Annotated in this window: 23 protein-coding genes and 1 riboswitch; of the genes, 21 read left to right on the top strand and 2 right to left on the bottom strand. The window is 38.4% G+C overall.

Features of this window, described 5'->3' with window-relative positions; translation table 11 throughout:
- Positions 1-9 precede the first annotated feature (9 nt).
- From MHB40_RS23250 to MHB40_RS23215, 8 genes are all read left to right on the top strand, one after another.
- Positions 10-309, top strand: coding sequence for a rhodanese-like domain-containing protein (locus tag MHB40_RS23250; RefSeq protein WP_342441862.1), 300 nt, complete (start codon positions 10-12; stop codon positions 307-309).
- Between the two features lie 63 nt (positions 310-372).
- Positions 373-921 (top strand): sulfurtransferase TusA family protein, encoded by a 549-nt coding sequence (locus tag MHB40_RS23245; RefSeq protein ID WP_342441861.1) that lies wholly within the window; start codon positions 373-375, stop codon positions 919-921.
- A gap of 17 nt (positions 922-938) precedes the next feature.
- Positions 939-1,334, top strand: a complete 396-nt coding sequence (locus tag MHB40_RS23240; RefSeq protein ID WP_048394137.1) for a DsrE/DsrF/DrsH-like family protein — start codon at positions 939-941, stop codon at positions 1,332-1,334.
- Positions 1,335-1,412: 78 nt separating this feature from the next.
- Positions 1,413-2,540, top strand: coding sequence for an MBL fold metallo-hydrolase (locus tag MHB40_RS23235; protein ID WP_342441860.1), 1,128 nt, complete (start codon positions 1,413-1,415; stop codon positions 2,538-2,540).
- Between the two features lie 141 nt (positions 2,541-2,681).
- Entirely contained in the window at positions 2,682-2,912 is a 231-nt protein-coding gene (locus MHB40_RS23230) for a sulfurtransferase TusA family protein (RefSeq protein WP_205447170.1), read from the top strand.
- An 80-nt stretch (positions 2,913-2,992) separates the two neighbouring features.
- Entirely contained in the window at positions 2,993-3,769 is a 777-nt protein-coding gene (locus MHB40_RS23225) for a sulfite exporter TauE/SafE family protein (RefSeq protein WP_342441859.1), read from the top strand.
- A gap of 12 nt (positions 3,770-3,781) precedes the next feature.
- Positions 3,782-4,486, top strand: a complete 705-nt coding sequence (locus MHB40_RS23220; protein ID WP_342441858.1) for a DsbA family oxidoreductase — start codon at positions 3,782-3,784, stop codon at positions 4,484-4,486.
- Positions 4,487-4,723: 237 nt separating this feature from the next.
- Positions 4,724-5,674, top strand: a complete 951-nt coding sequence (locus MHB40_RS23215; RefSeq protein ID WP_342441857.1) for a c-type cytochrome — start codon at positions 4,724-4,726, stop codon at positions 5,672-5,674.
- A 37-nt stretch (positions 5,675-5,711) separates the two neighbouring features.
- On the opposite strand, the gene MHB40_RS23210 is transcribed toward MHB40_RS23215, so the two are convergent.
- The gene (locus MHB40_RS23210) at positions 5,712-7,406 is read right to left on the bottom strand and encodes an FAD-dependent oxidoreductase (RefSeq protein WP_342441856.1); all 1,695 of its coding nucleotides are present in this window, start codon (positions 7,404-7,406) and stop codon (positions 5,712-5,714) included.
- A 249-nt stretch (positions 7,407-7,655) separates the two neighbouring features.
- On the opposite strand from MHB40_RS23210, the gene MHB40_RS23205 reads away from it, so the two are divergent.
- Together MHB40_RS23205 and MHB40_RS23200 are read left to right on the top strand one after the other, a co-directional pair.
- Positions 7,656-9,644, top strand: a complete 1,989-nt coding sequence (locus MHB40_RS23205) for an AarF/UbiB family protein (RefSeq protein ID WP_342443782.1) — start codon at positions 7,656-7,658, stop codon at positions 9,642-9,644.
- 324 nt (positions 9,645-9,968) lie between these two features.
- Positions 9,969-11,123 (top strand): NlpC/P60 family protein, encoded by a 1,155-nt coding sequence (locus MHB40_RS23200; protein WP_342441855.1) that lies wholly within the window; start codon positions 9,969-9,971, stop codon positions 11,121-11,123.
- Positions 11,124-11,242: 119 nt separating this feature from the next.
- Here MHB40_RS23200 and ytvI read toward each other — a convergent pair whose 3' ends face one another.
- Positions 11,243-12,301, bottom strand: coding sequence for a sporulation integral membrane protein YtvI (gene ytvI / locus MHB40_RS23195; RefSeq protein WP_342441854.1), 1,059 nt, complete (start codon positions 12,299-12,301; stop codon positions 11,243-11,245).
- 90 nt (positions 12,302-12,391) lie between these two features.
- Between ytvI and MHB40_RS23190 the strand changes: the two genes are divergently transcribed.
- From MHB40_RS23190 to MHB40_RS23140, 11 genes are all read left to right on the top strand, one after another.
- Positions 12,392-12,946, top strand: coding sequence for a hypothetical protein (locus MHB40_RS23190; RefSeq protein ID WP_205445970.1), 555 nt, complete (start codon positions 12,392-12,394; stop codon positions 12,944-12,946).
- An 85-nt stretch (positions 12,947-13,031) separates the two neighbouring features.
- Positions 13,032-13,577, top strand: a complete 546-nt coding sequence (locus MHB40_RS23185; protein WP_342441853.1) for a glutathione peroxidase — start codon at positions 13,032-13,034, stop codon at positions 13,575-13,577.
- A gap of 148 nt (positions 13,578-13,725) precedes the next feature.
- A riboswitch (cobalamin riboswitch) is annotated at positions 13,726-13,924 on the top strand.
- 160 nt (positions 13,925-14,084) lie between these two features.
- Positions 14,085-14,642, top strand: coding sequence for a hypothetical protein (locus tag MHB40_RS23180; protein ID WP_342441852.1), 558 nt, complete (start codon positions 14,085-14,087; stop codon positions 14,640-14,642).
- Positions 14,626-15,576 carry a cobalamin-binding protein gene (locus MHB40_RS23175; RefSeq protein WP_342441851.1) on the top strand — a complete coding sequence of 317 codons (951 nt, stop codon included), beginning with the start codon at positions 14,626-14,628 and terminating at the stop codon, positions 15,574-15,576. Before MHB40_RS23180 ends, MHB40_RS23175 begins: the two co-directional genes overlap by 17 nt.
- 145 nt (positions 15,577-15,721) lie before the next feature.
- Positions 15,722-16,489, top strand: a complete 768-nt coding sequence (locus MHB40_RS23170; protein WP_342441850.1) for a tyrosine-protein phosphatase — start codon at positions 15,722-15,724, stop codon at positions 16,487-16,489.
- 134 nt (positions 16,490-16,623) lie between these two features.
- Positions 16,624-17,991: an MATE family efflux transporter gene (locus tag MHB40_RS23165; protein ID WP_205445965.1), complete on the top strand. Its 1,368-nt coding sequence runs from the start codon at positions 16,624-16,626 to the stop codon at positions 17,989-17,991.
- Positions 17,992-17,993: 2 nt separating this feature from the next.
- Positions 17,994-18,827: a putative RNA methyltransferase gene (locus MHB40_RS23160; RefSeq protein ID WP_342441849.1), complete on the top strand. Its 834-nt coding sequence runs from the start codon at positions 17,994-17,996 to the stop codon at positions 18,825-18,827.
- 79 nt (positions 18,828-18,906) lie between these two features.
- Complete coding sequence (locus MHB40_RS23155) at positions 18,907-19,509, top strand: 1-acyl-sn-glycerol-3-phosphate acyltransferase (protein ID WP_205445963.1); 603 nt, start codon at positions 18,907-18,909, stop codon at positions 19,507-19,509.
- A 60-nt stretch (positions 19,510-19,569) separates the two neighbouring features.
- Positions 19,570-20,031, top strand: coding sequence for a low molecular weight protein-tyrosine-phosphatase (locus MHB40_RS23150; RefSeq protein WP_342441848.1), 462 nt, complete (start codon positions 19,570-19,572; stop codon positions 20,029-20,031).
- Positions 20,032-20,231: 200 nt separating this feature from the next.
- Complete coding sequence (locus MHB40_RS23145; protein ID WP_016992915.1) at positions 20,232-20,951, top strand: YebC/PmpR family DNA-binding transcriptional regulator; 720 nt, start codon at positions 20,232-20,234, stop codon at positions 20,949-20,951.
- A gap of 72 nt (positions 20,952-21,023) precedes the next feature.
- Positions 21,024-22,319, top strand: a complete 1,296-nt coding sequence (locus MHB40_RS23140) for an arsenic transporter (RefSeq protein ID WP_342533527.1) — start codon at positions 21,024-21,026, stop codon at positions 22,317-22,319.
- Positions 22,320-22,801 lie beyond the last annotated feature (482 nt).

Here is a 22,801-nt window from a genome sequence, read left to right as displayed (position 1 = left end):
GGAGAAAAAATGAAAGAAATTACAGCCAAAGAAGTGCAGCAAACGATGGAGCAAGGAGGGAAGCTGAATCTTATTGATGTGCGAGAGGTAGATGAAGTAGAGGATGGTCACATTCCAGGCGTTCTTCATATCCCGCTAGGTTTAGTAGAGTTTCGGCTACATGAATTAAATAAGAGGGAGTCGTATATTATGGTTTGTCGATCAGGCGGACGAAGTGCTCGGGCTACTCAAATATTAGAAAGTAATGGCTTTAACGTAACTAACATGACTGGTGGTATGTTAGCTTGGGAGGGCAAAGTACAGTTATAGATTATATCTATTTTTTTTTGAATAAAATAATACCTGTGTAGGTATATGAAGGATGTGGGAAGTATGAAGGCGGATTTTCAGCTAGATGCCAAGGGTCTTTCTTGCCCAATGCCGATTGTGAAAACAAAAAAAGCGATGGCTGATTTAGTAGATGGTCAAATTTTAGAAGTAGCTGCGACAGATAAAGGGTCAAAAGCTGATATTGCAGCATGGGCTGAAACTGTAGGTCATCAGTATATTGGTACTTTAGAAGATGATGGTGTGCTAAAACATTATATTCGTAAATGTACAAATGACCAAATAGAAGAAATGACATTTGAACAAACAATTGATCTAGAGCAAATCACAAGTCGTAAAGGATTAATTCTTGATGTACGTGAGGAAGCGGAATTCGCTTTTGGGCATATTGCGGGAGCAAAATCGATACCAATGGGCGAACTGGAAGCACGACTTCCTGAGCTTGATAAAGAGCAGGAGATATACGTTATTTGTCGTACTGGAAAACGCAGTGACATGGCTGCGCAAAAGCTGGCTACACGTGGTTTTACGAAAGTATTTAACGTCTTACCAGGTATGATATCTTGGGCAGGCGATTTAACAAAAAACATTTAAATTGGAGGAATTTTATTATGTCGAACAAAGTAGCAATCATTGCAAGTAACGGTGGTTTATTTGATGCGTACAAGGTGTTCAATATCGCAACAGCTGCAGCAGCTTCTGAGAAAGAGGTAGCTATCTTCTTTACATTTGAAGGCCTGAATCTAATTCATAAGCAAGGTATGCATGCATTACCAATGCCAGCTGGAGCAGAACATTATGCAGAAGGCTTTACAAAAGCAAATGTGCCAGCTATTCCTCAACTAGTGGAGATGGCACAAGAATTAGGTGTGAAATTTATTGCTTGCCAGATGACGATGGATGTAATGGGTTTAACTACTGAAGATTTCATTGAGGGGATTGAAGTGGGAGGAGCTGTAACATTCCTTGAATTCGCGAAAGACGCAGCACCGTCACTTACATTCTAGTGACCTACTTATAAAAGCGGAGAGGACACCCCTCTCTGCTATAAAAAACATAAAAATAATACCGATGGGGGTAAAGAGATGTCAATTCGAAAATGGAGCGCATCACAAGTAGCTAAAAAGGTTATTCACAATGAAGAGTTGTTTATTTTAGATGTTCGTAATGCGGATGCATTCGAAGATTGGAAAATTGATGGACATCGTTTTGAGTACTTAAATATACCGTATTTTGAACTGTTAGATGGTATTGAGTTTATTTTACCGAAAATCCCAGCTGATAAAGAAGTATTAGTGGTTTGTGCTAAAGAGGGGTCATCATTGATGATTGCTGAGATGTTATCAACAGCAGGTCGTGATGTTGCTTACTTAGCTGGAGGTATGAAATCTTGGAGTGAGTATCTAGAGCCGATCAAAGTTGGCGATTTAACAGGTGGAGGCGAGCTTTATCAATTTGTTCGTTTAGGAAAGGGTTGTCTGTCTTATATGGTCCTTTCTGAAGGTGAAGCAGCTATTATTGATGCTGTACGTTTTATAGATGTATTTATAAACTTTGCAGAGCATAAAAACGTCCAAATTAAACATGTTTTTGATACACATTTACATGCTGATCACATTTCGGGTGGTCGCCATATCGCAGAGATGACAGGCGCAACTTATTATTTGCCACCTAAAGACGCTGAGGAAGTTGTGTTCCAATATACTCCGTTAGCTGATGGAACAAATGTTCAAATCGGAGCATCAAAAATAGACGTAGGAGCCATTTATTCTCCGGGCCATACAATTGGCTCTACTTCATTTGTTGTTGACAGCAAATATTTATTAACAGGAGATATTTTATTTATCGATTCAATCGGACGTCCTGATTTAGCTGGCCTTGCTGATGATTGGGTTGGGGATTTACGAGACACTCTTTACAAGCGTTATCGAGAATTGTCTGATGACCTTATTGTCTTACCAGCACATTTTATGATTATTGATGAGCTGAATGAAGATGGAACGGTTGCGAAACGACTAGGGGATTTATTTGTACAAAACCATGGTTTAAATATTCAACATGAAGAAGAATTTAGACGTGTGGTAACAGATGAATTACCTCCACAACCAAATGCCTATCAAGAAATCCGTCAGGTGAATATGGGGAAAATAACACCTGCGTTAGATGAGCAAACAGAGATGGAAATTGGACCAAATCGCTGTGCTGTACGATAAAGCATGCTAAAGTGCAATGAGTATGCATGTATGCTTGTTGCATGTAAATTTCGTGAATTGAAGGCGCTCATCCTTCATGGAGATATAGAACAAGAAGAACCGGCAAAATCGCTTACAACCTTTGCCGAGTCGAAGGAGATTATGATGAAATCAAGTTTACAACTAGATGCAAAAGGCCTTTCATGTCCAATGCCTATTGTGAAGACAAAAAAAGCAATAGATACCCTAATGCCAGGGGAAGTTTTAGAAGTTCAGGTGACGGATAAAGGAGCTTTAGCGGATATTCCTGCTTGGTCAAAAGCTGGAGGCCATATCATTTTAGATCAATCTGAAGAGGCTGGCGTCATTACATTTTTCATTCAGAAAGCATAGAGCTGATTGAGGGTTGTCTATTACAGTAGAACAACCCTTCTTTCCTTTTGTCGAATACAGCCAGAAAGAAGGAAAAATAAATGGATATTGCATGGATCTTAACCATTTTACTTATTGGTTTTCTCGGTTCATTTGTATCAGGGATGTTAGGTATTGGCGGTGCCATCATCAATTTCCCAATGCTACTCTATATACCGCCATTACTAGGATTTGCGGCCTTTTCGGCACATGAAGTGTCAGGGATTAGTGCGATTCAAGTACTTTTTGCTGCTCTTTCTGGTGTTTGGGTCTATCGCAAAGGCGGATATTTAAATAAATCACTTATTATTTATATGGGGAGTGCCATATTAACGGGAAGCTTTATAGGTAGCTTCGGTTCAAAATTTTTATCAGAGTCTGGCATTAACATTGTCTATGGAATTCTTGCGTTAATTGCAGCTGTGATGATGTTCATACCGAAAAAGCAAATTGATGATCAACCGATGCAGGCTGTTACATTTAATAAACCATGGGCGGTCCTATTAGCTTTCATTGTTGGGATCGGTTCCGGGATTGTGGGGGCAGCTGGTGGATTTTTATTAGTACCAATCATGCTTGTTGTCTTAGGCATTCCCACTCGAATGACCATTGCGTCAAGCCTTGCTATTACGTTTATCTCCTCAATAGGAGGTACCGTCGGGAAATTGATGACAGGACAAGTTGAATATTATCCAGCCCTCATTCTAATTGTATCTAGTCTAATAGCGGCTCCTCTAGGTGCGAAAGTAGGGGGCAAGTTAAATACAAAATTCCTACAAATTATTTTAGCCGTTCTTATATTAGCGACGGCTATTAAAATTTGGATGGATATATTATAAGGGGGTATGGTAATGAAAATTGAAGTCTTTTCCGATTTTACATGTCCATATTGTTATATTGGTAAGCGAGAGCTTGAACGGGCAATTGACATTGCAGGCTATACAGGACAAGTGGAAATAGAATATAAAGCATTTCAAATAGGCCTGGATACACCGAAATTGAATGCACCATCCTTTTATGAGGCGATGGCTAAAAAATATGATGTTGCGCTAGAAGAAGTGGAAAATATGGTCAAGGGTATAGCTATGAGAGCAACGGAAGTTGGTTTGCAGTATGATTTTGCTAAGATGACAACAGCGCATACAGAAAAGGCTCATCGTTTAGCGAAGTGGACGCAGCAATTTGGTAAAGCAGCCGCTTATACTGAAGCACTAATGGCTGGTTATTTTAAAGATGGTGAAGATTTAAATAACGATGAATTTTTATTAAATGTTATTGTGCAATTGGATTTGGCTAGAGAAGTTGCGGAGGGAATATTAGCTTCAACTGATTTTAGTGAAGAGCTAGACAAGGATCGCTATGATGCACAGCAACTTGGCGTGCGGAGTGTACCGTTCTTTGTATTTGAAAATCGTTACGGTATTAAAGGTGCTGAGCCGAATGAAGTGTTTGTGCGAACTTTGCATCAAACTGCTGAAATAGCTGGTATTCAGCCAACTGTAACGATAAATGGTAATGGAGAATCGGCATGTGCTAATGGCCAATGTAAACTATAAAAAACTTTAAAAAATGTCGAGTGCATATTTGTACTCGACATTTTTTGATTAGAAATAAATGTATACTGCAAGAGGTATTAAGTCTTGTTTTCTGTGTTATAGAACAAAATTAAATGTATAATTTAACCATTTTTATCATCTGAATGGTTCTATTTTATTGTAGTGTGAGAAAAATCACATCCAATAAATTGTTATGTTGCTAAAATATAAGTGAGAATACAAAGGGGGGTATTATAGATGAAACCTATAGTAGCGGGAGTAGCAGGAACAGTACTGTTAGCAGGCGCCATTTTTGTTGGGACGTTTGTCAGTGACAAAATTTCAGTTGATTCGAATGCGAGTGAGAAAGAAGCGACAGTGCAAACGCATGTACCAACAACAGCAGCTGCTCAGTCAGTGGTCTATGCTCCGCCGAGTATTGATGAAGTACCAGATGGTCCAATGAAAGAAGCAATATTATATGGCTATGAACTTGTTAATAACACGCATGTTGCGGCAGATGAGTATGTAGGAAACCAACTATCCTGCACAAGCTGTCATGCAGGTGCTGGCTATGACGAGCAAGCCTCATCATTAGTAGGTGTAATGGCAAATTATCCACAATACATTGGACGCTCAGGTGGTGTGGTTACAATAGAAGAGCGCATTAATGGCTGTATGGTTCGCAGTATGAATGGTAAAAAATTTGAAATGAATAGTGATGAGCTAGAGGCTATGGTAGCGTATTTCGCGTATATTTCTGAAGGTGTTCCAATTGGCGCAAAACGTGAATGGGCAGGCACTAGTGATATGAAAAATGTCCCGATTCCGAATGTTGCCGACGGTGAGGAGCTTTATGCACAGTCATGTATAGCCTGTCATGCAGCTGATGGCGCTGGTACAGGTGCCAATACTGGTCCAGCTTTATGGGGAGATAATTCCTTTAATGATGGAGCGGGTATGGCACGTATGTCAAAAATGGCTGGTTATATTCAAAATAATATGCCAGTAGGTGCAGCTGGGACTTTAACAGATCAAGAAGCTGCTGATTTAGCTGCCTTTATTTTATTGCAAGATCGTCCAGAGTGGGCAAACCATGAAAAAGACTGGCCAAAAGGCGGGCGTCCAAATGATATCATGAATAAAGAAAAACGCGAACAAATTAAAAATGGTACGATTGATTGGGAAAAAGTACTGTCTACAAATTAACGAAAAGGGATGCTGTGTGAATGGCATCCCTTTTCGCTTAATTAAAATTATAAGCTGTAACAATTTTATCTCTGTTCGTTGTGATATCTGTAAAATATTCATATAAGCAAATGCCAAGGAATGATCCACTTACATTAAAGACATTAGAAAAACCGCTATTCTGAAGGGCCATGACAGCATTATAGCTACGTTGACCGGATCGGCAATGTACATACACTGGTTGATCCTTCGGTATCTCATTCATTCTTTCCCGAAGTTCACTTAAAGGTATATTGTGCGCATTGATAAGATGACCACATTCAAATTCATTCTTTTCGCGTACGTCTAGGATGTAGGCATGATTTTCAATGAGTTTTCTTACTTCATCAACTTTTACCTGTTTGAAGTGTCCGTGTAATAGATTTTGAGCTACAAGAGCTGCCAAATTGACAATATCACGAGCGGTGCTAAACATTGGAGAATAGCTTAACTCTAGCTCCTTCAAATCTTCTAAAGTACCGCCCGTTGTGATGAGGGTAGCTATAACATCAATCCGTTTATCTGCATTACCTTTACCAATAGCTTGGGCTCCAAGGATTTTACCTGTTGGTGTTTCATAAACAAGCTTGAAGTGAAGTGGATTACTATTTGGCATTAAACCTACTTTATCGGGAGCTATCAAATAAACACTGTTTGCCTGGAATCCATTTGCTAGGGCTGTTTTTTCATTCAAACCCGTTGTGGCACATACAAGGTCGAAAATTTGTACACTTGAAGATCCGATGACTCCTTTGTTGTGATGAGGGATGTTATACATATGATTAGCTGCAGCACGTGCTTGTCGTTGAGCGGGACCAGCTAAAGCGAGGCGTGTCTGTTTATGGGTAAGCTGATGGAAAACTTCAATCGCATCTCCAACGGCGTATATGGAAGAATCAGATGTCACGTAATTAGCATCAACTTGAATACCTCCGAGTTCGCCGATTGTTAGCCCGGCCTCTTGAGCTAAGCGGATTTCAGGGCGAACACCAATTGCTAATACAACTGCTTGTGCTTTCAATTGTTTGCCCGAATTCAACGCCACATAATCTGGTGCAACTTTTGCAAGACCGTCATTGACAATGACTTGAACCCCTTTATCGGTCATTTCTTTGTGTAATATTTGAGCCATGTTATAATCAAAAGGGGCCATAATTTGTTGCCCGAATTCAACTAGAGATACATTATAGCCTGCTAGCTTCAAATTTTCCGCTACCTCTACACCAATGAAGCCCCCACCAATCACTGCAATATCTTGTACATTATCTGTTTGTAGATATCGATTTAAACGGTCAATATCCACCACATTTCGAATGGTAAAGACGTGCTTAGAATGAATGCCCTCTAAGTCAGGAACGATAGGACTTGCTCCTGGGGATAGCACTAACGTATCGTAACTTTCCTCATAATCTCTATTCGTTTTTAAATCCTTAATGGTGATGGTTTTTTGCTTTCGATTAATGTGTACAACTTCTTGCTGAACACGAGCCTCAATATTGTATTTTGTTTGAAAGCCTTGAGGTGTCATTAAAATTAATTTGTCGCTATTTTCAACAATCCCGCTTAAATGGAAGGGTAGAGAACAATTAGAGAATGAAACATTCGGCCCTTTTTCGAACATAATAATTTCTGCCTTTTCATCGAGACGGCGAATACGTGCTGCTGTGGAGGCACCACCTGCAACGCCACCAACTACTAAAAATTTTTTACTCAATTGTAAACACTCCTTTTCTTAGTAAATACATAATGGGGTATTTAAAAGCTATTAAATAAGGGTTTTGTTTCAAATTACTAATGAAATATGTAGTTTAATGCTACAAATAAATAATATACCCTTATAGGTATTTTATCAAGGTATAGACTTAATAAATTTTCCGAGGTGTTCCTTGTTAAAGAAAGTTGGTGCACAAATTTGCTATACTAGCGGTAGTAGGAAATGGAAATGGCACAGGGGGTGACACTGTTGATCTTTTTGAAGTTTTTAATCCAAATCCTTGTAGTATCGGGTTTGATTTATATTGTGAGTGGACGATTAATTGGCTCAAATATCAATTTTGTGCGAAGAGTGCTTTCAGTCGTTATTAGCGTGACATTAACCTCTTTTGTTTACTGGTATTCTTATCTGCGCCATACAGATTTTTTGTCAGAAACGATGATGCAAACAGTTACAGAGGTAAGCACACTGATTTGGATTGGAAGTATGCTACTCATTTCGATGTTGCTTTATTTGGTATTTGAGCTTTTTGACCCAAGTGGCATTACAAATGGAGATCGCCGTAACGGCCAAAAATCTTTATTATTGCGATTGCGTAGCTATTGGCGACAGCAGAAACGTCTGCGTCAGGTATTAAAAATTGCTGTTACAAACGGTGTCGTACAAACGATTAAATATGCGAGGCAACGGGAAAATGAAAAAGAGCTTGCGATTGCTTTGCGAGCAACACTAGAACAATGTGGTGGGATTTTTATCAAATTTGGCCAGGTGCTCTCCACACGAAAAGAACTTTTTTCACCTATTTTTATTGATGAGTTAGAAAGGCTTCAACACCGAGTAAAGCCTTTACCGGAGGAGCAAGTGAAACAAATTTTAGAGAGGTCTCTTCCACAATCCATGGACGAAATATTTAGTCAATTTCAAATGGAGCCCATTGCAGCAGCTTCTATTGGCCAGGTGCATAAAGCGCGGCTTAAAAATTATGAAGAGGTGGTAGTCAAGCTATTGCGTCCAGAAGTAAAGGGAATTATGCGCGATGATCTTGAAATTTTAGAGGAATTTGCTAATTGGCTATCTACAAAATCGACCTGGGCAGAATCATTAGGCTTTCGAGAGTTGGCTGGTGGATTTGCAGATGGACTACGTGAGGAGATTCATTTAGATATTGAAGTACGTAATACGCTACAGGTGAAGAATGCGCTAGCGAAAAGTGATTACAAGGTTCGAATTCCTAAAATATTTACGCCTTACAGTAATGAAAATATCATTGTGATGGAGTATATTCGCGGACAAAGTGTGGCAGATGGGGCATCTGAGTTCAATCGTTTGTCTATTGATCGTAGGTCGTTTGCAAGAACAGTACTGTATTCATTTTTTGAGCAAATGTTATTCTCAGGTATTTTTCATGCAGACCCACATCCAGGGAATATCCACATAGATGAAACAGATGGCACGCCAGTCTTGCTTGATTTTGGGGCAGTAGGACGCTTAGGTGCAACACAGCAAGAAGGCTTGAAGTTATTTTTAATGGGCATTCAGCTGAATGATTCAAGCGTTTTATATGATGGTTTAACATTATTAGTGGAAAATGCTGATCATGCAGAACGTGCTAGAATGGAGCAGGCAATCGATCAAATATTACTGAAAATTTCCTATGTTGACCGTATACCTACTGAAGAATTAATTCATGCGCTATTTACAGTGGTAAGAGATTTTGGACTTGCATTTTATCCAGCGGTGGGATTGGCTCTCCGCTCCTTAGTGACGCTAGATGGCACACTACGGGTAATTGATCCACGTTTTGATATTTTTACAGAGGCAAAGGATTTTTCTGCTACATATATGCGTGCCTCTTTCCTAAAGCCATTTAAAGAACCGATGGCAACTAAGGAGCGTCTGCAAGAAGAATTATCCATGCTGATACCAACTTTACGTAAAATGCCTAGAAGAGTCGATCAGCTCATTCAGCGGGTTGAAAGTGGAAAAATCATTTTACATCATGATGTTTTTTCGGATGAACATAATGCCCGTTTTATTACACATTTGTTCTCTCGATTTGTATTGCTGCTGGTGGGGATAACCTTTGGTATTATATCTGTCGCTCTCTTAGCTATTTCACAATTTATCCATGATTCTTATGCGGTATATTTGAACACAGCGGCTTATTTAGGTTTATTTTTATGTGCTATTTTGTTAGTGAGATTATCTATACAAGCATTAAGGTCAATGAAGCAGTAGGTAGGGAAATTTTTCCCCTACCTTTTTTTATTTGATACCATGAAATATTACAAAACCATTACAAACTATTAGCTGGGTCTAATGTCGAATTAGCTAATAGTTTCCTTGTGTAGAAGAAAACAGTGTTTTGTAGAATAATGTAGTTTAAGTGCGAATGTTACAGAAATATTTCGAGTTTTACTAATGTATTAAATAGACATGAAATAGTATAAAAGTTATGTAGAAAATGCTAAACTTTAAAAGGCTAAAATAAATATAAGAACATTTGATTAAAATAGAAATCGTTCAAGTGATTACATAGAATATCGAGAGCGAAATTGATAGATGAAGGGAAATGAAGGTAACGTGGCTAAGCGTAACAAATGGCGTAAGTCGATGGTGCTAGCATTGGCACTAGCTGGCGGCTTATTATTTAATACAATTCAACCAACAGAAGTACAAGCCGAAGAAACTTCTCAACAAATGATTGAGAAAAAGGCTGAGATAGATGCACAAATTAAAAAATTACAAGAAGAACTAACAAAATTACAACAAGAGATCGACGCAAAAGTAAAGGTATTTAAACAAGTGCAAGCTGATATTAAAGAAGTGGATGCTAGTATTGTTGAAACACAAAAACGCATTGAGCAACGTTCAAAAATTTTAAGTGAACGTATGGCTGCATACCAAGCACAAGACAACACTGTAGGTGTTTATTTAAACGTAGTTCTTGAAGCAAAAAGCTTTGCAGATTTAATGGACCGTGTCGTAGCGGTAAAAACATTAATGGATGCTGACCAAGAATTAGTGGATCAACAGGAAGCGGATAAAGCAAGCTTAGAGCAACAAAAAGCTACATTAGATGAAAAACAAAAAGAACTTCAAAAACAATTCCAAGAGCTTCAACAAAAGGAAAGCGAAATGGAAGTGAAGAAAGCTGAAAACGAAGCGAAATCACTTGCATTAAAAGCTGAAATTGCAACGAAACAAGAAGAAGAACGTTTAGAAGCAGAGCGTAAAGCAGCTGAAGAAGAAGCAGCTCGTTTACGTGCTCTTCAAGCAGCTACACCAGTAGTACAAGCAACTCAAAATAATGGTGGTGGCGAACCACAAAAAATTATTGTTGGGTCAGGAGCTGGTACTGTCTCTTCAGGAGATGCCATTTCAACAGCTAAACAATTTTTAGGACGTCCATATGTTTGGGGTGGTAGCAACCCATCAACAGGTTTTGACTGTTCAGGTCTTGTACAGTGGTCTTATAAACAAGCAGGTGTTTCTTTACCACGTACAGCATCACAACAATATTTAGCAACACAACGCGTTTCAGCAAGTGAAGCACGTGTTGGAGATCTAGTATTCTTCAGCTATGGTTCAGGTGTAGCACACGTAGGTATTTATTTAGGTAACAACACGATGATCGATGCTCAAAACAATGGTGTTGTAATTGAATCACTTGATTGGTGGAATCAATACTTAGTAGGCTTTGGTCGTATTCAATAAGCCTCACTATCATATAGACGATTGACATACGGAAAAGGTCATCTTTGTAGAGAAAAATATACAAAGATGACCTTTTTATGTTGATTTTGAAGAGAGACTTTCGAACATATAGATTGCTATCAAATTTTAAAATTTACTTTGATGACACCTGTCTCTTTTAAAGCAATAAAGAATATAATAACAAATGGGCCAACGAGTAAGCCGATAATACCAAATAACTGTAGGCCTATGAACATGGCAATTAATGTCGGCAAAGTAGATAAACCGATATGGTCTCCCATTAATTTAGGCTCGACTACTCGACGAATAATCAGTAAAATAGCAGCTAAGATGAATAATTTTACAGCTATAGATGTGTTTCCCATCAAAAGGTGATAGAGCCCCCATGGCGCTAAAATAATGATGGAGCCTAGGAATGGTACAATATCTATTAACCAGATAATAATCGTCATCGTTACCGCATATTTCGGTTGGATTAATAGCAGTCCAATGAGTGTGACGCCTCCAATGATAAAGCTTACAAATAAGTGCGCCTTCATATAGCCAAATGTTGCATCTTTTAAGCGATTTAAAATAATTTTTATCTTTTTTGCCGTATTTGGCTTTAAATATTTATAAGTGATTTGCTTTAACTTAGGCAAATCAAGCATAAATAGGAATAGAGCAATCATATAAACGAGAAGACTGATAAATAGGCTGGGAATCTCTGAAAAGAATGCTGAAACTTTGCTATAATTAAAGAAGCTTAAAAAGAATTCTTCAACTTTCTTAATGAAATCCATTGTGGTTTTTTGAAGCGAAGTACTTACTTCAGGTGGAAAGTCTTCTGTGTATTTAGAAATATTTTCTTGCATATGAAGCCACATATCTGATAGCTTGGAAATATAATAGGGAGCTTGCTTAGACAGTAAAATTATTTGCGTCATGATTTGTGTAATGGAAAGATAGCAAATAATAGATATAACAATAACACTCACTATGTAAATAAAAGCAACTGCTATTTTCCGTGACATTTTCCATTTCCGCTTAAAGAACATGACAATTGGTTCTAAGAAAAATGCACTAATCCCAGCGAATATTAAAGGCATGGACACAGGGATAACAAAATAGGCAGCTATAAGTAGGGATAAAATCACAATCAACCGAAAAATCAATTTCCTAGCATTAAATTTATTCATAAACTCACCTTCTTTGCGAAAAAAATTAAGTTAAGTGTACCATAAATCAAATTTTATTACGTTCTGAAACAATAAAGGTAGGGATAAATTATGGAAAAAGAGATTCTGCAACTTTTTAATAATCTAACAGAGCATGATCGCGATATTCAATATGAATCTTACGAGGAATTATTGAAGATTATGCAGGAACCCGTAGATTGGACATATGCAGTTTGGGAACAGCTAATAAAAGCACTTACATACAAAAATGGATATTCTCGTGCACGTGCTGCACAAATTTTATGCGCTTTAGCTGCAAAAAGTGATCCAGAAGAAAGGGTATTGGAGGATTTCTTAAAGATTTGGGCTGTGACTTATGACGAACAATCCGTCACAGCAAGGCATGCATTACAAGCAATTTGGAAAATTGGGCAAGCAGGACAGGTACAAAGAGATCTGGTTGTGTCATATCTAGCTAAAAGATTTCAAACATGTATAGATGAAAAGCAGCCATCTCTCATTCGACAGGATATTATTATGTCATTTAAAAAGCTATATGATCAAACAAATGACTCGAAATTATTAGACATTGCCCATCGTTTAATTAATGAAGAGCAAGATGCTAAATATAAAAAGAAGTATAAGTCAGCCATCCGTTCAAAGTAGCGAGATGGTGTTTTTTTGGGCAAATTCTTTGATGATCTGTTGACTAGTCAACTATAATAAACGAAAAACTATAAGGGGTTATGGCATGAGCATTTATAATTATCTAGTACGGAAGCCTAATGGTGAAATTTTATCGATGGAAACATATCGTGGAAAAACAATGTTAATTGTTAACACGGCAAATCAATGCCGATTTACATATCAATTTGAAGATTTACAAAAAATGTATGATAAATATGGGAAAGAAAATTTTGTAGTCCTTGGCTTCCCCTGTGATCAATTTGGTCATCAAAATCCTGAAGATGGGGAGGAAACTAAGCATCTTTGCAAGGTGAACTATGGAGTCACATTCCCGATTTTTGAGCTTGTACAGGTGAATGGTGAGGCTACACATCCACTCTTTAATTATTTAAAGCATGAAGCGAATTTTCGAGAATTTGGTAAGGCAAGTATGCAAGAGAAAATGCTTGCTGAAGCAATTGTTCAACTTGCCCCAAGCTTTTTAGATGGTCGTAATATTCGCTGGAACTTTACAAAGTTTCTAGTAGATGCTGGTGGTAAGACTGTCGCACGCTTTGAGCCAACAGATTCTCAGCTCGATATCGAACAGGCAATTGAAACACTATTATAGTCTATAAATTTTTTTAATAATGTAAAAACTTATAAAATGGTTTTAAATTTTCTCTTAAAGTAGAAATATTGCTGGATGTTTAAAGTTATCCATGCGCAGCACAACTATTTTTTCTGAATCATATATGATAAACTGCTTTACAAATGAATTATTCTTGCAGAATAAAGGTGCTAGTTAGCATAATCGGGAATCCGGTGAAAAACCGGAGCTGTTTCCGCAACTGTAAGTACAGCCATTATAAAGATTTACCACTGTCTCAAAGAAGATGGGAAGGTTCTTTATAACTCATTCGTTTCATGTAATGAACTGTACAAGCCAGGAGACCGACCTTTATTTGAACGTATAAAAACTTCTCGGAAGCTAGGAGGATATACGGCAAAAACATAGGCTAAGTCGAGCTTGATGGCGATCATTATGTTATTTTTGTCGTTCCTTTGCAAAAGGAGCGGCTTTTTTTATGCCTTTCATGTAAGAATTTTTCATTATAGAAAGTAGGGGGGACAGCAAGTGAAAAAAGATGCACGTTATTCTTGTTATCCATTTATGCGTGAGAAAGCTTCAACGGTCGATTTTGAAATTCGAACGGATAGCCTCACAACACATCTAGGAGTTGCATTAGCTGCAGTAAAAAAAGAGGATATTCAAGTTGTTGAAGAGGATTTAATGCTTATTTTACCTATGGCTTATCATGTCAATGGCTCAGTTCGTGGAAAACTAGCAGTAACTGAAGAGGATTTATCTTGGTTAAGTGAGCGTTATGACTTTTACGTTGGTCATGTGAAGGAAGAGATTCAAAGTTTTGTTTTACCTCAAGGAACTGAGGCCGCTGCTGCTTTACATCTTTGCCGCAGTGAAGCAAAAAAATCATATCGTACCTTACACAAAGTATCAGAAGAACGAGCGGTTCCTGCTATTCTTTTCGATTACCTTGGCTTATTAGCTAATGTATGTTTTGTCATGGCTGTTTTTATGAATCAGCAAACAGGAATAGCTGAAATACCATTTATTAGTAAATCATACCCAATGAAAAAGAAAAAGGAGAATAATAATGAAGAAAGTATTTAAATTCCAATGGCTATCAGTGCTCTTACTTGCACTGATGTTAGCAGGCTGTGGCACTGCTGAAGATACAAAAAACAAAGATGCTTCACAGGATACACAACACACAGAGAAAACAAGCTATAAAGTGACAGATGACCGTGGTGTTGAAATAGAATTTAATGAAGTTCCAAAAACAGTTGTATCATTACAACCAAGTAATACTGAAATCTTGTTTGCTCTAGGTGTTGGCGATAAAATTGTAGGGGCAACTGAGTACGATACTTACCCAGAGGAAGCACAAAAAATTGAACGTGTCTCTGATACTACGAATTTTAACAGTGAACGAATTTTAGCGTTAAAGCCAGATGTTGTCATTGCTTATACAATCGGTGATAAGGATGCACTAAAGCCGCTTGAAGATGCAGGAATTAAAGTGTTTGTTATTCAATCTGCGACTACTTTCGATGATGTTTATGGAGATATCGAACAAATTGCTGCTGTGATGGATGTTGCTGATCAAGGAAGTAAATTAAACGAAGAGATTAAAGCGAAAATTGCTGAAGTACAAACGAAGGTGAAAGACGTAAAGACGCCGAAAAATGTTTATTTAGAGGTTAGCCCTAAGCCAGACATTTATACAGCGGGCTCTAGCACTTTCCAACAAGAAATACTAGATGCAGCTAATGTTAATAATGTTTTTTCTGAATTGAATAGTTGGGCGCAAGTTTCTGAGGAAGATGTGATTGCGAAAAACCCAGACGTTATTTTAACGACAGTAAACTATACAGAAGATCCAATAGGAGAAATTCTTGCGCGTGATGGTTGGAATACTGTGACAGCTATTCAAAACAAAGCGGTATTATCTCTTGATACAGATATCTCGAATCGACCTGGTCCACGTATCGGTGAAGCTGTAGAATTAGTAGCGAAGGCTGTATATCCAGAGTTATTTAAATAAGAAATGTTTCCATGCTAGCTGTAAGCCTTTCAGCTAGCATTTTTGATGTGGTTTTAATTATTACCTAGCGTGAAAATTGGAATTAATTTAGTTTGTTCTTTAAAATAAAAGTAAGTATGCTCGATCATTTTAGGAGGTGTAGTGATTGGAACAATTAGAGACAAAGGCGATTCCATTTGAGGCAGTCTATAATTTCCGAGACATGGGTGGGTATAAGACAAGTGATGGACGTAGGGTAAAGAACGGTTTATTTTACCGCTCAGCAGCTCTTGGGAAAATGACACTGGCGGATAAAGAGCTATTTGAAACGTTAGGGATTAAAACCATTTTTGATTATCGTGATAACAGTGAGGCGTATCATAATCCTAACCCTGTGTTCTCACACGCTCAATATATTCAAATTCCAGCGAAGGGCAATCATTCTTTTGAAATGCCTACAAATGCTGGGGGGAGAGATTTCTATAAAGTAGTGAGCCCTGAAATGTTCCGGGATTTTTATGCACAAATGCCGTTTAATAATCCTTCATTTAAAGAGTTAATGCTAACTATTCAAAACCCTGATAATTTAGGACTTGTTCATCATTGTGCAGTCGGAAAAGACCGAACAGGGATAGGAGGGGCCCTTATATTGCTAGCTTTAGATGTCCCTGAGGAGACGATTATGGAAGACTATTTAGATACGAATATACATTTACGTCCAATGGTAGAAAGAATGGTTCAGGCTATTCAGCATCAGTATAATGACCAAGAGCTACAGCAATTTTATGCATTAATGTCCGCTCGCGAAGACTATTTACAAGCAGCATTGGAAGCTATGGATCGCCATTATGGTTCAAAGACTGGGTTTTTAGAGCAGGAGTTTGGCCTAACAATTGAAAAACGAGAGCAATTGCAATCCTATTGCTTAATTTAAAATGGCCCCTTTCACACTTAAGTGAAAGGGATTTTTTACGTGGAAGCGCTGTCTTCCTATAAACCTCTTTACAGTCTGAAAATTTGTGATAAGATACAATAGATTTTTAAGAAAATATAGGAGAAGTGAAAGTATTGGCAGACACAATTAAAGAGACAAATAAGTTAAGTCTATTCCATTTAACATGGCCTATCTTCTTAGAAGTATTTCTATTTATGTTGATGGGACTAGCCGATACTTTTATGCTCAGTGCTTTATCAGATAATGCTGTATCAGGAGTAGGTGCAGCCAATCAATATATCCATATAGCTATCTTGATACTGGAAGTAGTGGGCAATGGTGCATCTATTGTTGTTTCACAGTATTTAGGTTCAAGACGCTTTTTTGAAGCAGCGAAGATATCGGCGTTAGCGGTCACAATGAATTTGGTCGTTGGACTTTTAATGAGTATTTTATTTTTCTTCTTTGCGAGACATTTGATGACGATGATGAACTTGCAGGGAGAAGTACTCCACTATGCACAAAGTTACTTAGTCATCATTGGGAGTTTTATTTTCCTACAGGCAATTATTAATGCACTTGCTGCAATTATTCGTGTTCATGGTTGGACAAAACAAACTATGTACGTATCATTTGGCATGAACGTCTTACATGTTGTGCTAAACTACGGTCTTATATTTGGGAATTTAGGTTTACCAGAGCTTGGTGTGAAAGGAGCGGCTATTTCCTCTGTCATTAGCCGCGCTTTAGCTGTACTAGTATTTTTCTGGTTGCTATATCAGGTAATGGAAGTGCGCGTGAAGTTACAATATTATTTTGAGTATTCAAAGGAATATGTAAGGAAAATACTAAACATTGGTTTACCATCTGCATTTGAGCAGGTACTTTATCAGTTTTGTCAGATCATCTTTTTATATTATGCGACTTACTTAGGCGCAGAAACACTAGCAGCACGACAGTATGCTATGAATATTTCGATGTTTACGTATTTATTTGCAATTGCCATTGGTACAGGAACCGCCATTATTATTGGTCGTCATGTAGGTGCAGGAGAGAAAGATGAGGCGTATCATCAGCTATGGAAAAGTGTTCGTGCAGCATTTGTTTTTACGATTATTATGGTCGCGGTCGTTACGATTTTCCGTAAGCCCCTCATGCAAGTTTTTACTGATAATCCAGAGGTCATTAAGATTGGAGCGTCCGTGTTAGCTCTAAGTATTTTACTAGAGACTGGCCGCACGATGAATATCGTTGTTATTAACTCTTTACGTGCTTCTGGAGATGCCAGATTCCCTGTGAAAATTGGTTTTCTATCGATGGTTTGCATGAGTCTTCCGCTTGGCTATTTATTTGTATTTGTGTTGGATTGGGGCTTGGTCGGAATTTGGCTAGCGATTTCAGCAGATGAATGGGTACGTGCAATTATCGTATACTTTAGATGGAAAAGCCGTAAATGGGAGCGTTATGCTCTCGTTTCACCGAACGACGAGAAGGAGGCATAGAAATGGGCGCATTATCTAAACGTGCTATAGGAGCAGCATTAATGGATCAACATATCACACTTTTTGCTTGTCCTATATGTCAGCAATCAATGCATGTCTATGAGCAGGGGAGATTGGTTTGTTCTTCTAATCATTCTTTTGATATTGCGAAGCAGGGCTATGTCAACATGCTGACACATAACGCTGCTTCTAAATATAGTAAGGGTCTCTTTGAATCCCGCAAGGCTGTTATTGATAGTGGAATTTATGATGCTGTAGAAGCGCGAATCGGTGAGCTTATAACCTCTGCAAAAACGGTGCTAGATACTGGTTGTGGAGAGGGATCACATTTAGCTCGCATTATGAAAGATACAGATCATGGTGTTGGCATTGGTATCGACATAGCAAAGGAGGGTATTTTGGCTGCCGCACGTCATTATCCACAACAAATTTGGTGTGTAGGTGATTTAGCCAAAAGTCCATTTGCTAAAGCAAGCTTTGATGCGATTTTAAATATTTTATCGCCTGCAAATTATGAGGAGTTTAAACGACTTCTTACACCGAATGGCTGTCTTGTAAAGGTTGTACCGCAAAGTGGCTATTTGCAGGAGCTGCGTGCTCAATTATATGCAGATTCAAACAAGGAAACTTACTCCAATGAACAAATTGTGGCTCGTTTTCAGGCTAGCTTTCGGGAGGTAAATGTAGAACGTGTAACTTATACTTTACCGCTTGCAAAAGAACTAGTACCTGCGTTATTAGAGATGACACCAATGGGCTGGCATAAAAAAGAGGAAACAGCCATTGTCTTAAATGAAATTACGATTGATGTGGATCTGTTAGTAGGGAAGGGTTAAGTTGGTCACCTGCAATTGCAGTATACTGGTCTTTTCGATTACAATGGGAATAAACATTGAATAAGGTAGGAATGTAACAGTGTATAAACTAGCAGCAAATGTTGTCAAAGTAATATTAAAATTAATGGGTTCAAAGGCTCGTGTATATGGAGAAGAAAACTTGCCGAAAGAGGGCGGGTTTATTATCGCTTGTACACATACAGGCTATGTTGATATTTTAAACCTTGGTGTAGCCATGTACCCTCGTGAAATTCACTTTATGGCAAAGAAGCAATTATTTGAAATGAAAGGGCTTGGCTGGCTTGTTAAGCATTTAAATGCTTTTCCAGTAGACCGTGATAATCCTGGGCCGAGCGTGATTAAAATTCCTTCACAGTTATTGAAGGAAGGTAAAATTGTAGGGATTTTCCCCTCTGGTACACGCAGCACAGAAGGAACGGATTTAAAGCAAGGAGCCATTACCATTGCACAATTGGCAAAGGCGCAAATCGTTCCAGCTGCTTACGTTGGTGCGCGTAATGCTGGTGATGTGATGAAGCGTGGCAAAGGCTATTTAATTTATGGTGAGCCATTTTATGTAACAGGTAAGGGCAAAGAAGGTCGTGAGCAGTTTACTCAACACCTTGAGCATGAGCTAGTCGCGCTAACAGAAGAATTACAAAAACGTATTCCCGTAAAATAAAAGCAAATGGCACTCAGAATCAAATTGATTTTGAGTGCTTTGTTGTAGGAGGAAAATAAAATGATTCGAGTACTTTTCGTATGTTTAGGTAATATTTGTCGCTCTCCCATGGCAGAGGCGGTCATGCGTGACTTGGTGAAGAAAGAGCATTTAGAAGAAAAAATTGAAGTGGATTCTGCTGCCACTAGCTCATGGCATATCGGTGAACCTCCTCATCGGGGTACACAGGATAAGCTTAAGGAATACGGTATTTCCACAATAGGCATGCAAGGTCGACAATTACTAAAGGCTGATTTTGAAAAGTTCGCTTATATTATTGGTATGGATGAAAGCAATATTCGCAATATCCGAACGATGCTAGGTAACCCTCACTCACCAAAGGTTTTTCGTTTTTTAGATTTAACAGCGCATGGCAAAGATGTCCCTGACCCTTACTATACAGGTGATTTTCAGGAAACCTATGATTTAGTACAAGAAGGCTGTCAGGCATTACTAGCAAAAATTAAACAAGAGCTGTTGTAAGGTGGCGCTAAAAACGTAAATTTTAACAGCGATTTCTTCAGAAAAATGCTACCTTAAACATTGGTATATCTAGCTTTGTAAGCATCATTGTGTTATTATTTGCAGAGTAAAGATACGATAAGTATTTAATTACCATTTACAGATATGCAACTGTGTATCTATTATTTTTATAAATTATCTTTTGAAAGAGAGTGGAAACAATGGGTCGTAAGTGGAACAATATTAAAGAAAAGAAAGCGTCTAAAGATCAAAGCACAAGCCGTATTAATGCAAAATTTGGGCGAGAAATTTATGTGGCAGCTAAATCAGGCGAACCAGATCCAGAGTCAAACCGTGCACTTAAAGTAGTGCTTGAACGCGCAAAAACATACAGTGTTCCAAAACATATTATAGAAAAAGCCATCGATAAAGCAAAAGGTGGCGGTGATGAAAACTTTGATGAATTACGTTATGAAGGCTTTGGACCAGCTGGCACAATGATTATCGTGGATGCTTTAACAAACAATGTAAATCGTACAGCCTCTGATGTACGTGCAGCATTTGGTAAAAATAACGGGAATATGGGTGTTAGTGGATCTGTAGCTTATATGTTCGATTCAACAGCAGTTATCGGCTTAGAAGGTAAAACGGCTGATGAAGTACTAGAGATTTTAATGGAAGCGGATATTGATGCTCGCGATATTCTAGAAGAAGAAGAAGCGGTTATTATTTATGCAGAACCAGATCAATTCTTTGCGACACAAGAAGCATTGAAAGCTGCGGGCGTAGAAGAATTTACAGTAGCAGAGCTTTCTATGCTTCCTCAAACAGAAGTGACTTTAACTGGCGACGATGTAGCGAAGTTTGAAAAACTAATCGATGCATTAGAAGATTTAGAAGATGTACAAAACGTCTTCCACAATGCAGATTTAGGCGAATAAACAGATCAATAACTTGAGTAAACCAGTAGCATTTAAGCTACTGGTTTTTAATTAGGGGAGGAAAGGAAAACGATGCAGACTGCTTTAGCTATTATTTTATTTTTAGTTACGTTATTTTTTGTCATAGTGCAACCACGAAAACTATCAATTGGCTGGTCGGCCTGTATAGGAGCAGCTATAGCACTATTAATAGGAGTAGTAACATGGCATGATGTGTTAGAGGTAACTGGAATTGTTTGGAATGCAACGCTATCATTTATTGGCATTATTTTAATTTCACTTATCTTAGATGAAATTGGCTTTTTTGAATGGGCGGCTCTACATATGGCACGACTTGCAAAGGGAAGCGGAATTCGCTTATTTGTTTATATTAGTTGCCTTGGAGCTGTTGTATCGGCTTTGTTTGCTAATGATGGGGGTGCTTTAATACTAACGCCGATCGTTTTAGCGATGGTGAGGAAACTGAACTTGACTGAAAAAATGATCTTTCCATTTATTATTGCAAGTGGTTTTATAGCAGACACAACCTCCTTACCTTTTGTTATTAGCAATTTAACGAATATCGTATCAGCTGATTTTTTTGACATCGGCTTTATAGATTATGCAGTTCATATGGTCGTACCGAATTTCTTTTCGTTAGTGGCAAGTATAGTAGTCCTTTACATTGTTTTTCGTCGTTCCATTCCACGACACTATTCTCTTGAGGCAGTTGAGCAACCAAAGCTGGCAATCCGAGATCCCAAATTATTTTCGATCGCTTGGTTTGTCATTGCGATTCTGTTAGTGGGATTCGTAGCTGGTGAGATTTTACATATCCCTGTATCCTTTATTTTATGTGGGGTCGCTGCTATTTTCTTATGGCTTGCACAGCGTAGTTCTGTTGTAGATACAAAGAGGGTTGTAAAAGGAGCGCCATGGAGTATTGTGTTCTTCTCAATTGGCATGTATGTGGTTGTCTATGGCTTGAAAAATGTAGGGATGACAGGATTGCTAGCAAATTTATTAGAGCAAGCTATACAGCAGGGGTTTGTAGTAGCAACGATGACGATGGGTTTTGTTGCTGCCATTTTGTCTGCTGTCATGAACAATTTACCTACTGTTATGATTGATGCATTAGCAATTTCCGAAACGAGTGCAACAGGCATGATGAAAGAGGGACTGATTTATGCCAATGTAATCGGTACGAATTTAGGTCCAAAAATGACACCGATTGGCTCACTGGCAACATTGCTATGGCTGCATATATTAGCCCAGAAAGGCATTAAAATTAGCTGGGGACAGTATTTTAAAATCGGTGTTATTCTTACCATTCCGACACTGTTCGCCACTTTACTTGCGTTAATTATGTGGATTTGCTTCATATCATAGATTGATTGTCGAAATAGTTAAAAAAATAGTACAATATGTACTATTCATGTTGTTGAAAAAAGATGATGTCAACGGCAGAAAAAGCAACTTGGCAAGGTGAGGGGTTGATTTCCGTTCCGCCAACGTCCTTTCCAGGGGGCGTCCGATGAGCCGCTTCACTCACTTACGTTCGCTCCAGGGTCTCCTCTGTGACGCTAAATCCCCTAGGAGTGACGCTGGCTCCACTCCAATCAACCATGCTGCAAAGTGTCTTTACTTTTTTTCATAGTAGCATCGCGATCAAATCGCCCATTAACTGTATTCTTAGAGGGGATGAGCTCTTATTTTCAATGTGGAGAAGTGAAGCGTGACAACACCCCTCTATAAAGAGTAGTAAACACTTTCACTTTATTTGAAAACCTTTGCTAAAAAGTCAGTGGGTTGAAGTGGAAGGCTACTTGACTCCCGTGGGATAGCGAGACAGGCGAAGCCCTGCACGGAGC

The sequence above is a fragment of the Lysinibacillus sp. FSL K6-0057 genome, from assembly GCF_038630885.1.
Lineage (GTDB): Bacteria > Bacillota > Bacilli > Bacillales_A > Planococcaceae > Lysinibacillus > Lysinibacillus fusiformis_F.
Note: the sequence above shows the minus strand (reverse complement) of the source record. Positions and strands in the feature narration are given on the sequence as shown.